General features: G+C 41.7%; 13 protein-coding genes. 12 read left to right on the forward strand and 1 reads right to left on the reverse strand.

The features are described from left to right. Positions 1-442: 442 nt before the first annotated feature. The 4 genes from E5N72_RS03960 (at position 443) to E5N72_RS03975 (ending at position 4,851) form a co-directional block, all read left to right on the forward strand. Positions 443-1,399, forward strand: a complete 957-nt coding sequence (locus E5N72_RS03960; protein WP_135923322.1) for a sugar-binding transcriptional regulator — start codon at positions 443-445, stop codon at positions 1,397-1,399. 115 nt (positions 1,400-1,514) lie between these two features. After that, positions 1,515-2,060: a hypothetical protein gene (locus E5N72_RS03965; RefSeq protein ID WP_135923323.1), complete on the forward strand. Its 546-nt coding sequence runs from the start codon at positions 1,515-1,517 to the stop codon at positions 2,058-2,060. 87 nt (positions 2,061-2,147) lie between these two features. Beyond that, positions 2,148-3,938 carry a GGDEF domain-containing protein gene (locus E5N72_RS03970; RefSeq protein WP_135923324.1) on the forward strand — a complete coding sequence of 597 codons (1,791 nt, stop codon included), beginning with the start codon at positions 2,148-2,150 and terminating at the stop codon, positions 3,936-3,938. Positions 3,939-4,020: 82 nt separating this feature from the next. Further along, positions 4,021-4,851 (forward strand): transporter substrate-binding domain-containing protein, encoded by an 831-nt coding sequence (locus E5N72_RS03975; protein ID WP_135923325.1) that lies wholly within the window; start codon positions 4,021-4,023, stop codon positions 4,849-4,851. A 65-nt stretch (positions 4,852-4,916) separates the two neighbouring features. Here the strand turns inward: E5N72_RS03975 and suhB are convergent, their stop codons facing one another. Beyond that, a complete protein-coding gene (gene suhB, locus E5N72_RS03980) occupies positions 4,917-5,720 on the reverse strand; it encodes an inositol-1-monophosphatase (protein WP_135923326.1) in 804 nt (267 codons plus the stop codon). A 919-nt stretch (positions 5,721-6,639) separates the two neighbouring features. Here suhB and trmJ point away from each other — a divergent pair. From trmJ to fdx, 8 genes are all read left to right on the forward strand, one after another. After that, on the forward strand, positions 6,640-7,362 hold the full coding sequence (trmJ, locus tag E5N72_RS03985; protein WP_135923327.1) for a tRNA (cytosine(32)/uridine(32)-2'-O)-methyltransferase TrmJ: 723 nt from the start codon (positions 6,640-6,642) through the stop codon (positions 7,360-7,362). Between the two features lie 192 nt (positions 7,363-7,554). Then, on the forward strand, positions 7,555-8,046 hold the full coding sequence (gene iscR, locus E5N72_RS03990; protein ID WP_063701779.1) for a Fe-S cluster assembly transcriptional regulator IscR: 492 nt from the start codon (positions 7,555-7,557) through the stop codon (positions 8,044-8,046). A gap of 22 nt (positions 8,047-8,068) precedes the next feature. Then, positions 8,069-9,286, forward strand: a complete 1,218-nt coding sequence (locus tag E5N72_RS03995; protein WP_135923328.1) for an IscS subfamily cysteine desulfurase — start codon at positions 8,069-8,071, stop codon at positions 9,284-9,286. Between the two features lie 40 nt (positions 9,287-9,326). Continuing rightward, the gene (iscU, locus tag E5N72_RS04000) at positions 9,327-9,710 is read left to right on the forward strand and encodes a Fe-S cluster assembly scaffold IscU (RefSeq protein WP_054552501.1); all 384 of its coding nucleotides are present in this window, start codon (positions 9,327-9,329) and stop codon (positions 9,708-9,710) included. A gap of 11 nt (positions 9,711-9,721) precedes the next feature. Next, a complete protein-coding gene (gene iscA / locus E5N72_RS04005) occupies positions 9,722-10,045 on the forward strand; it encodes an iron-sulfur cluster assembly protein IscA (RefSeq protein WP_054552502.1) in 324 nt (107 codons plus the stop codon). Between the two features lie 77 nt (positions 10,046-10,122). Next, entirely contained in the window at positions 10,123-10,650 is a 528-nt protein-coding gene (gene hscB / locus E5N72_RS04010; protein ID WP_135923329.1) for a co-chaperone HscB, read from the forward strand. 47 nt (positions 10,651-10,697) lie between these two features. Next, positions 10,698-12,560 (forward strand): Fe-S protein assembly chaperone HscA, encoded by a 1,863-nt coding sequence (gene hscA / locus E5N72_RS04015; protein WP_135923330.1) that lies wholly within the window; start codon positions 10,698-10,700, stop codon positions 12,558-12,560. Between the two features lie 11 nt (positions 12,561-12,571). Then, positions 12,572-12,910, forward strand: a complete 339-nt coding sequence (gene fdx, locus E5N72_RS04020) for an ISC system 2Fe-2S type ferredoxin (RefSeq protein ID WP_135923331.1) — start codon at positions 12,572-12,574, stop codon at positions 12,908-12,910. The last annotated feature ends 65 nt before the right edge of the window (positions 12,911-12,975 follow it).

Consider the following 12,975-nt stretch of genomic DNA (forward strand, 5'->3'; position numbering starts at 1 on the left):
GATGGCTGTAAAAAATAGTTAAGAAATATCCCGCTAGTTTTTTGCAAAACCAATAAAAAACAGCACGATTCATAAGTGAACGTGCTGTTTTTTTAAGTTTTACTCGCACTGTGTTTGTTGTTCAGTAAGGCTTTATTTAATCGTTGCTTGGTGGTTACTCTGTAAAAATAGGGTAGAAATCATATCTAATACTTCCTTGAACCCTGAATTTTGTTTTAGAGTAGTAATACTATTAAGTTTAAAACAGGCTATGTTATTAAAATTTATGGTATCTTTTAAACCAGTAGCCAGAACTCAATAATAGCTGGCGCATAGTTGGGTTTGATACCAATAAGCCTGATTCTGTATGTTAATCTGCAAAATATAGCAAAAACGAATAGATTGGTGCAGTGAATCATTTTACTGTTAATTTTTTCATTAATGGCCAAAACAGGTATAAATAATGGCTTTGCCCCCTATTACTGAAAACCAAAAATTAGAGGAAGCAGCCAGAGCTGGTTGGCTTTATTATGTTGCAGGAAAAACACAAGACGAGATCGCTAAACAACTCAATACATCTCGACAATCTGCGCAAAGATTAGTGGCAATGGCCGTATCAAAAGGGTTAATAAAAGTCCGACTCGAACACCCAATTAAACGTTGCATGGAACTGGCTGATTTACTTCAACAACGCTTCGGCTTACTCAAGTGTGAGGTGGTTCCAAGTGTGCCGGGTGATGCTGATTCTGTAGTGGGTCTTTCACAAGCCGGTGCAGCTGAAATTGAACGGTACGCAAAAAGCCGACAAGCTAAGACGATTGCTTTTGGGACCGGACGAGCCTTACGTGCTTGCACTAATGAACTTACAAATATGCAGTGCCCTCAGCACCGTATTGTCTCGTTGGTTGGAAACATAGCGCAGGATGGTTCTGCTAGTCGTTATGATGTTGCTATTCATGTTGCAGAGCGTTTAGGGGCAAGACATTTTCCTATGCCTGTTCCTGTTATTGCTAGTACGCAAGCAGATAAAGCTCAATGGCAACAGCTGACGCATGTAAAAAATGTTCATGAGCTCGCCCTACAAGCAGATGTATATTTTGTCGGGGTTGGTGACTTGGGGATAAACTCCCCTTTACATTTAGATGGGTTTATTACACAACATGAGCTTGCGGCACTTGAGGCTATGGGTGCCACAGGTGAAGTAATAAGTTGGATATTTGATAGTAATGGTAAACTCGTTCAATCTGACATAAACCAGCGTGTAACGAGCGTTGCTTTGTCTACTCGTCGAGACAAACATGTAATAGGAATTGCTGCAGGGCAGAACAAGGTTCCAGCCATTGCCGGGGCAATAGAGTCTGGTATGATCAATTCCCTCATTACAAATGAGTCTACTGCTGAAGCGTTATTGCATTTATAAATGCTATTAGCGAGAGGCCTTGCTTAGTTAGTTTGCGTTGCTTTTACTTGAAGGCATCTCATTCACTCACTTGCAAAGATAAATTAAATGACGAGGCGGTAATATACTGTTATTTATGAGAAAACTTATTAAAAAGCTAATGCTGAGCGCGTGTTCACTTTGTTTGCTTGTTGCATGTTCAGAAGAGCCATCACCCCAGCAGCCTGAAAGCAGCAATACAAGTGGTGATGTGCGACAGCAATTAGATATGTATCAAAACCTGGCTTGGCATGTAGTCAGTTTATTACAAAGCCAATCTACGCCAACGCAGATAAGTGACTCAGTAACAACTTTAATCGGCTCATCAAAGCAGTTGTTTGTAAATCTTAAAGAGCAACTGCCTGAATGCGAAGAAAGTCTAAACGTTATGGCGCAAATAGCCATGATTAAACAGCAACATATAGAGATAGAAAATGGCGGGTCTCAAGAAGAGCTCCCCAAATTACCTGAATTCTCAGCGCCGAGTTGCTACCACGCACAAAAGCTATTACTTAATCCACTTGCGGTCTATACACTAACTCAACAAGCAGATTTAGCACAAAGTGATTACCAACACGCAAAGTTAAAAATGATTGATAGTTTTGCACGCATCAAGCAGATAGAAATGATTGCTGCTGAGTAGTCATTGCTAGTCATAGCCTTGCCATAAAATTGTCATACAAGGTTGCTAATTTAGTCGCCTATTTGTATTACTGATGCTAGGTGTAAGGTGAGCGCACAACTACAGCAGATCTTAGATAACAGTGCAATTGAAACCTTGTTTCAACCTATCTTTGATATTTCTAATCAACATATTTTGGGCTATGAGGCGTTAAGTCGTGGGCCTAGAGATTCTGAGTTAGAAATGCCCTGTGCATTGTTCAGCGAAGCCATTGCTTGTCATAAAATCTCTGAGTTAGAGTTACTTTGCCGCAGTAAAGCGATTGAGAACTTTGTTAAGCTTAACCTACAAGGTAAGTTATTCTTAAATGTAAGCCCTAAAACTTTACTCGATCCGTGTCATCCAAAAGGTGAAACTTTGCACCTTGTTGAGCACTTCGGTTTAGCTGCTAATCGTGTGGTTATCGAGGTTACAGAGCAAGAAAAAGTCGATGATGGCTTTTTATTGTTAAAGACTATTGCACATTATCGTGAGCTAGGTTTTTCGATTGCAATTGATGATTTAGGCGCCGGCTATTCGGGCTTAAAACAATGGTCTGAGTTATGTCCTGAATTTGTAAAAATAGACCGCTATTTTATTGATCATTGCGATCAGAGTGTGGTTAAAAAAGAGTTTTTAAAGTCTATTATTGAGCTTGCTAAAGCAACCAATACGCAAGTAATAGCAGAAGGCATTGAGCGTGTAGAGGAGCTTCGTTTACTCGAAAGTTTAGGGGTACAGCATGCACAAGGCTTTTTGTTAGAAAGGCCAAGTTTACAGCCCAGTTACGAAATTAATATTCACTGCCTAAAGCATTTAGAATCATCAGATACTGAAAGTAATTTTGAACAGTCTATGGCGATTGGCTGGTTAGCCGTTGAACATGCAAGTATTGAATCAGCAACCCGCTGTAAAGATGCTCATAAAATTTTTGAGCAAGATAAAACCTTAACGAGCCTTGCGGTACTAGAGCATAATATTCCTGTTGGTTTATTACACCGAGATCAACTTACCGAAGTATTTGCTGCCCCGTATGGGCATGCGCTTTATGATAAGCAACCCGTTACTTCTTTAATGGATAAACAGCCGTTAGTGGTAGACGAAAACGAGTTACTCGATACGGTGAGTCAGCAAATTACCGAATTTGAGTTTGATATTCGACGCCACATTGTGATCACCCGAAGTGGTGAATACTTAGGATTGGCACCCCTACGTAATATTTTAAAGCACATTACTGAAGAAAAAATCCGCCATGCACAACATGCCAACCCGCTTACAATGCTGCCGGGTAATGTCGCGATTAACGAAGCAATTGAGCTAAGGCTTCGCAATAATTATCCGTTCTCGCTAGCCTATGTTGATTTAAACCACTTTAAACAATTCAATGATCTGTACGGATACGCCAGTGGTGATAGCGTAATAAAGCTGCTAGCTGAGGTTATTGTCGAGGCGTGCAGCACGAGTAAAGGCTTTGTGGGGCACATTGGCGGGGATGATTTTATGGTCGTGTTTGATAAAAATGATGCAGAGCAAGTGTGCCATGACATCATTAATAAATTTGAGCATCAATCTCGCGCATTTTTTACGCCTGAGCATATTGAGCAAGGGGGTTATTGGGCAAGTAATCGAGAAGGTAAAAAGCAGTTTGTGCCTTTACTTACACTATCGATAGGGTTAGTTAAGCCAGATTTAGAGCTATGTATTAATAGTCATCAGGTAGCTGCGCTGGCGACAGATGCAAAAAAAGAAGCTAAGCGTTATCAAAGTAGCCATTTATTTGTTTGCCAAAGAAGGCGACCAGCACCAGCTGTTGTGCGCCTTAGTTGTGCGAAAGATGACAGTGCATCTGTCGGACTATGAAGAAAATTTAAGTTTAGTAAGTTTTGCTTGTGTCTACATTTGAGTAGGTGTAGCTTAAAAAAAACACTATCAAAAAATAACAATGAAGCGACTATGTAGCGCAATTTTAGTATTGCTTAGCCTAGGATACAGCCTTACCACAGAAGCAAAAAATGTGGTGAATTTAGCGATTGAACAGCGCCCGCTCTACAAGCGTGATTATTATCTTCATGAATTACTGGCAGCGGCTTTACGTGCTGGTAATTACCAAGCAGAAATTAATGAGGTATTAGTACACCCTCATCAACAACGTACCTTACTGATGCTTGATGCAAAGCAAGCAGATATATTTTGGAGCATGACAAGCCCTGAGCGAGAACACCTTGCCATTGCAGTACCTGTGCCTTTGTTCAAGGGTTATATTGGTAAGCGAGCTCTACTAACGAAACGTGCATTTTTACCACTTTTCGAATCAGTAAAAACGAAACAAGACTTAGCGCCTTTAACGGCAATTCAAGGGCATGATTGGCCGGATACAAAAATTCTTGCGCAAAATGGCCTAACAGTCAGGCCGCTGGCAAATTATCAAGCGATGTTTAGTTTAGTGATCAGAGGGCGAGTTGATTATTTTCCGCGTTCGTTCATTGAAGTGATCTCTGAACTAGAGCAAGTGAAAAGTGATGAGCTGGTTATAGTGCCAAACTTATATATCAGTTATCCAACAGCATTTTACTTTTTTGTTAGTAATCACAGGCCTGAACTAGCTGAAGTGTTAATGAAAGGACTGACAACGATGAAGAGCACGGGCGAGTTTGAACAGTTATTTGCTAGCTACTTCGCTGAAGACTTAGCTAAATTGCCGTTTAAAGAAAGTGAAGCCATAGAAATAAAACTCGATAACGATTATTTTCAGCCACAAAAAAAGGAGCCTTAGCTCCTTTTTAGATACCAATTCGCTTAATTAAGTAATATTGCGGCTTGGTATAATTACAACCGCTATTAGCGAAGTAGTGACTCAGTTAACACTGGGCGAATTTCACGAATGATCGCTTGCGTTAATTTAGGTGCACCACAAATGATGTTGCCGCTTTGGTTGTAGTTAATACCACCTGCGAAATCAACAACCATACCGCCCGCTTCTTTAACTAAAAGCTCGCCTGCTGCTGTGTCCCATGGCTTAAGGCCAATTTCAAAGAAACCATCAACACGACCTGCTGCAACATAAGCCATATCTAATGCCGCAGAACCTGCACGGCGGATATCAGCAGTGTGTACGAAAAGCGCTTTAAACGCTTCAGAGTATGCGTCTAAGTGGTGCTTTTGTTTGAATGGGAAACCAGTTGCAAGTACAGAACCTGCTAACTCGTTAGTTTTAGTTACGCGTAAACGTTTGCTGTTAAGCTGTGCGCCTTGACCACGAGATGCTGTGAATAATTCACCGCGAATTGGATCATAGATAACAGCTTGGTCTAAACGACCTTTAACTTTAAGTGCAATAGATACTGCGAAATGAGGGATACCCTTGATGAAGTTAGTTGTGCCATCAAGTGGGTCAACAATCCATTGGTAATCTGCATCTTTACCTTTGTGCTCACCAAGCTCTTCACCAACGATACAATGATCAGGGTAAGATTTTAAAATAGTGTCACGAATTGCGGCTTCAGCTTCTTTGTCGATGTTAGTCACTAAGTCGTTAGTGCCTTTTTGTTGTACATCAACTTTTGATAAATCTTCACTTGCGCGAAGTAAAATTTTGCCTGCGTTACGCGCAGCGCGAACCGCAATGTTTAACATTGGATGCATAGCATTACCTTTGGGTTGTAAAAGAACGAATATATTTAAGCCGGCGTATTCTAGCGATTTCTACCGTAAAGTAAACAAGAAACTCGAATAAATTAGGTTGTTTTTTGTACAGGGTTGAAATGCAAGGGGATCCTATTGCACCTCAAGCGATAAGCTTTAAGTTTGAAGTCGAACGGTCTTGTTTTTAAGTCTTTGCTAAAGACCTAATTCGTAGGAGGTAGTTTTGTGCCGAAAAAACATACGAAAAGAGAAATGAATGAGAATAAAGTGAGGAAGTGACTATAATGCATTTCTTGTTTTCTCTAAAGCGCAGCGTCTCTTTATCTCTTTGTGATAATTTGGTTTTCTCTGTGTAGCGCGAAGCGCCTCTGTGCTCTCTGTGGTTCAAGTATGTTTTTGCATAAAGAGAAGTGAACGAGAAGAGAAAGAGAAAACTACAGATTTTTTTCTTCCTCTAAAGCGCAGCGTCTCTTTATCTCTTTGTGAACATTTGGTTTTCTCTGTGTAGCGCGCAGCGCCTCTGTGTTCTCGGTGGTTCAAATTTGTTTTTGTAAAATATGCACAAAGAGAAGTGAACGAGAAGAGAAAGAGAAAACTACAGATTTTTCCTTCCTCTATAGCGCAGCGTCTCTTTATCTCTTTGTGATAATTTGGTTTTCTCTGTGTAGCGCGCAGCGCCTCTGTGTTTTCAGTGGTTCAAATATGTTTTTGCATAAAGATAAGTGAACGAGAAGACAAAGAGAAAACCGCAGATTTTTTTTCCTCTATAGCGCAGCGCCTCTTATCCTCTTTGTGAATCATAGAATTATTGCGCGATGTAAAATCGCGCCTTACCGCTTACCGTTCAAAGCATATCGCCTAGCGCTTGCAGCCATGTTATAATCCCCGCAATTTTTGACTTTCAGTAAGTAACAACGCAATGACACTTGATGATATTCGTATCGTATTAGTTAACACATCACATTCTGGTAATATTGGCTCAGCGGCACGTGCTATGAAAACGATGGGCTTATCAAATTTATATCTTGTTGATCCTGCTTGTGAAATTGATAGTCATGCCAGTGCGCTTGCAGCCGGTGCAACTGATGTTTTAGGTAAAACAGTGGTTGTAGATACGCTGGCAGATGCAATTGCTGATTGTAGTTTAACAATTGGTACCAGTGCACGCTCACGTACATTATCTTGGCCTATGGTTGAGCCGCGTGAATGTGGTGAAAAATTAGTAGCTGAAGCTGAGCACGGGCCTGTTGCACTGGTATTTGGTCGTGAAAATAGTGGTTTAACAAACGAAGAACTACAACAATGTAATTACCACGTATGTATTCCTGCCAACCCTGAATATAGCTCGCTAAATCTAGCGATGGCGGTGCAAACACTGTGTTATGAAACACGTATGGCTTATTTAAATAAACAGCCAAAAGTACAAGAAGAAGACGAAGCAACCTATCCAAATGCGAAGCAAACTGAGCTGTTCTACGAGCACTTAGAGCAAACGCTAAACGACACGGGGTTTATTATCAAACAACACCCTGGCATGGTAATGACTAAATTACGTCGTTTATTTAACCGCGCGCGTCCAGAAGAAGCTGAGATGAACATCTTACGCGGTATTCTTACCTCTATTAATAAGTCTATTAAATAATCACAGGTTATAAGTATAATACTTGACTAAATTACTCAGGTAATTACAATATACCCAGTACTTGACTATTTTTGTCAAGTATTCGGTTTTATCAATGGCAAGTATCAATTTTTATCAAGTGATAATACTTGACTATTTTGGTCTGGTAATTAAAATTTGCACACCTTAGCGTGCAGTAACATCGGGGGCTCCATGAAGTTAACATCAAAAGGCAGATACGCAGTAACCGCCATGTTGGATGTTGCACTACATACAAATGTGGGTGCAGTGCCTCTTGCCGATATTTCTGAACGCCAAGAGATTTCGTTATCTTACCTTGAGCAATTATTCGCCCGTTTACGTAAAAATGGCCTTGTGACCTCTGTGCGTGGCCCAGGTGGCGGATATTTATTAGGTAGAGAAGCAAACGAAATTTCTGTCGGCGATGTGATTAATGCCGTTGATGAGTCTGTTGATGCAACACGTTGCCACAACGCAACGGGTGGCTGCCAAAGCGGCATGCGTTGTTTGACTCACACTTTATGGTCGGACTTAAGCGCACGTATCGAAGAGTTTTTAAATAGTATTACCCTTGCTGAATTGGTTGAAAAGTCAGATGTGAAAGAAGTCGCATCACGCCAAGATAACAGCATCAACACTGCAATTAAGCAACTGGAAAACATTCAAGTAAGCTGTCAACTGTAGCTTGACGAAAGCGGAGAGAGAAATGAAGTTACCGATTTATTTAGATTACGCAGCAACCACGCCTGTTGATGAACGTGTGGCAAAAGAAATGATGCAATGCCTGACTATGGACGGTAATTTTGGTAACCCTGCATCACGCTCACACCGTTTTGGTTGGCAAGCAGAAGAAGCGGTTGATCAAGCACGTACAGATATCGCTGATCTGATCAACGCTGACCCGCGTGAAATCGTTTTCACTTCAGGTGCTACAGAATCAAATAACCTAGCAATTAAAGGTGCTGCGCAGTTCTATAAAAAGAAAGGCAAGCACGTTATCACTGTTAAAACAGAGCACAAAGCAGTACTTGATACGTGTCGTGAACTAGAGCGTCAAGGTTTCGAAGTAACCTATATGGACGTTGAAGAAAACGGTTTACTTGACCTTAAAAAGCTTGAAGCTGCAATGCGTGACGACACAGTACTTGTGAGCGTAATGCACGTAAATAACGAGCTAGGTGTTATCCAAGATATCGCGACAATCGGCGAAATGTGCCGTGAGCGCAAAATTATGTTCCACGTAGATGCTGCACAAAGCGCAGGTAAAGTACTTATCGACGTGCAACAGTTAAAAGTAGATTTCATGTCGTTCTCAGGCCACAAAGTATATGGCCCGAAAGGTGTAGGCGCACTTTATGTTCGTCGTAAGCCACGTGCACGCTTAGAAGCACAAATGCATGGTGGTGGTCATGAGCGTGGTATGCGTTCAGGCACATTGGCTACTCACCAGTTAGTTGGTATGGGTGCGGCATTTAGAATCGCTAAAGAAGATTTCGAAAAAGACCATGCACACATCAGCGCACTTCGTAAGCGTTTGGTTGATGGCATCATGGCTGATATGGAAGAAGTTTACTTCAATGGTGAACCAAGCCAGTCAGTTCCAGGTATTGTAAATATCAGCTTCAACTTTGTTGAAGGTGAGTCGTTATTAATGGCTGTTAAAGACATTGCTGTTTCATCAGGTTCAGCCTGTACCTCAGCAAGCTTAGAGCCTTCTTATGTACTACGTGCATTAGGCCGTAATGACGAGTTAGCACACAGCTCAATTCGTTTCAGCATTGGCCGCTTTACGACTGAAGAAGAGATTGATTACACCGTTGAACTAATCAAAAACTCGATCGGCCGTTTACGTGAGATGTCTCCTCTATGGGAAATGCATCAAGAAGGTATTGATTTAGATTCAGTTGAGTGGGCGCATCACTAATTAGTGATCGCCGCCGCTAGCAGGTAGTGAGGATAGTATTATGGCTTATAGTGATAAAGTAATCGATCATGTTGAAAATCCACGTAACGTGGGTGCTTTAGACAAAAATGATCCGTCGGTTGCAACAGGTATGGTGGGTGCACCAGCGTGTGGTGACGTAATGAAATTGCAAATCAAAGTATCACCAGAAGGTGTAATTGAAGATGCAAAATTCAAAACATATGGTTGTGGTAGCGCAATCGCTTCTTCTTCACTTGTAACTGAGTGGGTAAAAGGCAAAACATTAGACGAAGCTGCAACAATCAAAAATACTGATATCAGTGCTGAGCTTGAGTTACCGCCAGTGAAAATTCACTGTTCAATTTTAGCAGAAGACGCGATTCAAGCAGCAATTGCTGATTACAAAAGTAAACAAGCGAAGTAAGAGATAAATTCATGGCAGTGACATTGACAGATGCGGCAGCAAACCGCGTAGAATCATTTTTAGCAAATCGCGGCAAAGGCATTGGCCTACGCGTTGGCATTAAAACGACAGGCTGTTCAGGTCTTGCTTATGTTCTTGAATTTGTTGATGAGTTAGCTGACGGCGACGAAATTTTTGAAAGCCGTGGTGTGAAAGTGATCGTTGATGCCAAAAGCTTAGTCTACATTGATGGTACTGAGCTTGATTACACCAAAGAAGGTTTGAATGAAGGGTTTAAGTTTAATAACCCGAACCAAGCCGATGAGTGTGGTTGCGGCGAAAGCTTTACCGTTTAAGCTTAAAAAATTTCTTTGCTTGAAGCCCTGCCTATGTAGGGCTTTGTTCTTTCCTGTTTACCGAGTTGGATTATGTAATGCGTTACTTTGAGTTATTTGCAATTCCAGTAGATTACAACATTGATTTAGCGACTATTAATAAACACTACCTTGAGCTACAACGCGCAGTTCATCCAGATCGCCACGCAAGCTCTAGCAGCCGTGATAAATTACTTGCTGTGCAAAATGCAGCAGAAATCAATGATGCATTACAAACCTTAAAACACCCGGTAAAACGCGCTGAGTACATGCTAAGCGAGTTAGGTGTTGATATTCGCGCCGAGCAACAAACATTGCAAGACCCGCTATTCTTAATGCAGCAAATGGAACTGCGTGAAGAATTAGAAGAACTTGAAAATGCCGCAGATCCTGATGCAGCAATTGCCCAGTTTGAAGCGCAAATTAAACAACTCGATAAGCAATACAGCAGCGAATTAGCCGAACAGCTCGCAAGTAATGATGAGCAACAATGGCAAGCTGCCGCTGACAATATTCGTAAATTGAAGTTTGTTTATAAGTTACGCGATGAACTAGAGCGTATTGAAGACAGTTTATTTGATGATTAATCGTTAGTTGTATTAAAGCAGCTATTTAAGAGTTTAAAAAGAGCATTATGGCATTATTGCAAATTGCTGAGCCGGGGCAGAGCGCGGCACCACATGAGCACAAATTAGCAGTCGGTATTGACCTTGGTACAACTAACTCGTTAGTTGCAACAGTGCAAAGCGGCGAAGCACGCACACTGACTGATTTAGCAGGTAATGCGATGCTACCATCAGTTGTACAATACCAAGCTGATAGCATAGTGGTCGGTGAACGAGCGGCAGCAGCTGCCACTCAAGACCCTGCTAACACATTAATCTCGGTTAAGCGTTTTTTAGGTAAAACTCAGGCCGAAATCGAAAAAAGCTATGGTCAACTACCGTATGAATTCTGTGAGCATGATGGCTCGTTAGCAATCAGCACGGTTGCAGGTGCAATTAGCCCTGTAACTGCATCGAGTGAAATTTTAAAAGCATTAAAACTGCGTGCAGAAGATAGCTTTGCAGGCCAAGACATTATGGGTGCAGTTATTACTGTGCCAGCCTATTTTGATGATGCACAGCGTCAAAGCACCAAAGATGCTGCCGAGCTTGCTGGTATCAAGGTATTACGTTTATTAAACGAGCCAACGGCTGCGGCTGTAGCTTATGGCCTTGACTCAGGCCAAGAAGGCATCATCGCCGTATACGATTTAGGTGGCGGTACCTTCGATATTTCTATTTTACGCTTACACCAAGGTGTATTTGAAGTACTTGCGACTGGCGGTGACTCAAGCCTTGGCGGTGATGATTTTGACTCGCTATTAGTTGATTACTTCAAAAAGCAAACAGGTGTGAGCGAGCTTTCTGCATCGGTATTGCGTTTATTCATCAATAAAGCAAAAGCGTGTAAAGAAGCACTAAGCCAATACCAAACAGTGAATGTAGGCTTAGAGTTTGATGGTCAAAGCCACAAAGTTGAAGTTACTCGCGAAACGTTTGATGAGTTAGCTCTTGGCCTTGTGAAGAAAACACTGCGTTCTTGTCGCCGTGCGGTTAAAGATGCGGGTATCGAAAACGAAGAAGTGCTGCAAGTTGTAATGGTTGGCGGCTCGACTCGTATGCCAATTGTACGCTCTCAAGTTGCTGCATTTTTTGATAAAGAGCCTCTGACTTCTATCGACCCAGATCGCGTAGTTGCACTCGGTGCCGCACTACAAGCAGATGTATTGGTTGGCAATAAGCCAGATTCAGACATGTTGCTATTAGACGTATTACCACTATCGCTAGGTCTTGAAACCATGGGTGGTTTGGTTGAAAAAATCATTCCACGTAACACCACGATCCCTGTTGCACGTGCACAAGAGTTTACTACTTTCAAAGATGGTCAAACGGCTATGTCACTCCATGTACTACAAGGTGAGCGTGAGCTAGTTGACGATTGTCGTTCGTTGGCTAAATTCAGCTTAAAAGGTATTCCGGCCATGGCAGCTGGTGCTGCGCATATTCGCGTAACCTTTAAAGTCGATGCTGATGGCCTATTAAGTGTATCGGCAATGGAAAAATCAACGGGTGTGCAAGCTGAAATTCAGGTCAAACCATCGTTTGGTTTATCGGACGACCAAGTTGCAAACATGCTCAAAGAGTCAATGACTAACGCGAAAGACGACATGCAAGCGCGGATGCTTAAAGAGCAGCAAGTTGAAGCGTTACGTGTTGTAGAAGCGCTTGAAGCATCACTCGCAACCGACAGTGCATTACTTGATGAACAAGAATTAGGTGCGTTAAAAGCAGAAATTGCTAAACTTGTTGCCGTACGTGAAACTGCAACAACACCTGCAGAAATTAAAGCAGCGATTGAAGCTGTAGACAATGCAAGTAGCGAATTTGCTGCTCGCAGAATGGATGCATCAATCAAAAAAGCGCTGCAAGGGCAGTCAGTAGACGAAGTTTAACGAGGTAAGGTATGCCACAAATTATTTTTCTTCCCCATGCAGAATTATGCCCAGAAGGCGCAGCAATTGAAGCACCTGCAGGTGAAACAGTATTAGATGTTGCACTAAAAAACGGTATTAGCATTCCACATGCTTGTGAAAAGTCATGTGCGTGTACAACATGCCATTTAATCATCCGTGAAGGCTTTGACTCTTTAGATGAGAGCGATGAGCTTGAAGACGACATGCTAGATAAAGCATGGGGTCTAGAGCCTGAATCACGCCTAGGTTGCCAAGCAATCATTAAAGATGAAGATTTAGTGGTTGAAATTCCAAAGTATAATCTCAATATCGTTAATGAAGAGCATTAATTTTTAACGGCTTTGATTTCGTAAAAACCGCTGTAGTTGCTTAGTCTCTACAGCGGTTTTTTGTT

Source organism: Pseudoalteromonas sp. MEBiC 03607, assembly GCF_004792295.1.
GTDB lineage: Bacteria > Pseudomonadota > Gammaproteobacteria > Enterobacterales > Alteromonadaceae > Pseudoalteromonas > Pseudoalteromonas lipolytica_C.

What these genes read in the sequence shown, in the direction of transcription:
- E5N72_RS03960 (WP_135923322.1), top strand. Translation starts at nt 443, where the DNA reads ATGGCTTTGCCCCCTATTACTGAAAACCAAAAATTAGAGGAAGCAGCC.
- E5N72_RS03965 (WP_135923323.1), top strand. Translation starts at nt 1,515, where the DNA reads ATGAGAAAACTTATTAAAAAGCTAATGCTGAGCGCGTGTTCACTTTGT.
- E5N72_RS03975 (WP_135923325.1), top strand. Translation starts at nt 4,021, where the DNA reads ATGAAGCGACTATGTAGCGCAATTTTAGTATTGCTTAGCCTAGGATAC.
- suhB (WP_135923326.1), bottom strand. Translation starts at nt 5,720, where the DNA reads ATGCATCCAATGTTAAACATTGCGGTTCGCGCTGCGCGTAACGCAGGC.
- trmJ (WP_135923327.1), top strand. Translation starts at nt 6,640, where the DNA reads ATGACACTTGATGATATTCGTATCGTATTAGTTAACACATCACATTCT.
- iscR (WP_063701779.1), top strand. Translation starts at nt 7,555, where the DNA reads ATGAAGTTAACATCAAAAGGCAGATACGCAGTAACCGCCATGTTGGAT.
- E5N72_RS03995 (WP_135923328.1), top strand. Translation starts at nt 8,069, where the DNA reads ATGAAGTTACCGATTTATTTAGATTACGCAGCAACCACGCCTGTTGAT.
- iscU (WP_054552501.1), top strand. Translation starts at nt 9,327, where the DNA reads ATGGCTTATAGTGATAAAGTAATCGATCATGTTGAAAATCCACGTAAC.
- iscA (WP_054552502.1), top strand. Translation starts at nt 9,722, where the DNA reads ATGGCAGTGACATTGACAGATGCGGCAGCAAACCGCGTAGAATCATTT.
- hscB (WP_135923329.1), top strand. Translation starts at nt 10,123, where the DNA reads ATGCGTTACTTTGAGTTATTTGCAATTCCAGTAGATTACAACATTGAT.
- hscA (WP_135923330.1), top strand. Translation starts at nt 10,698, where the DNA reads ATGGCATTATTGCAAATTGCTGAGCCGGGGCAGAGCGCGGCACCACAT.
- fdx (WP_135923331.1), top strand. Translation starts at nt 12,572, where the DNA reads ATGCCACAAATTATTTTTCTTCCCCATGCAGAATTATGCCCAGAAGGC.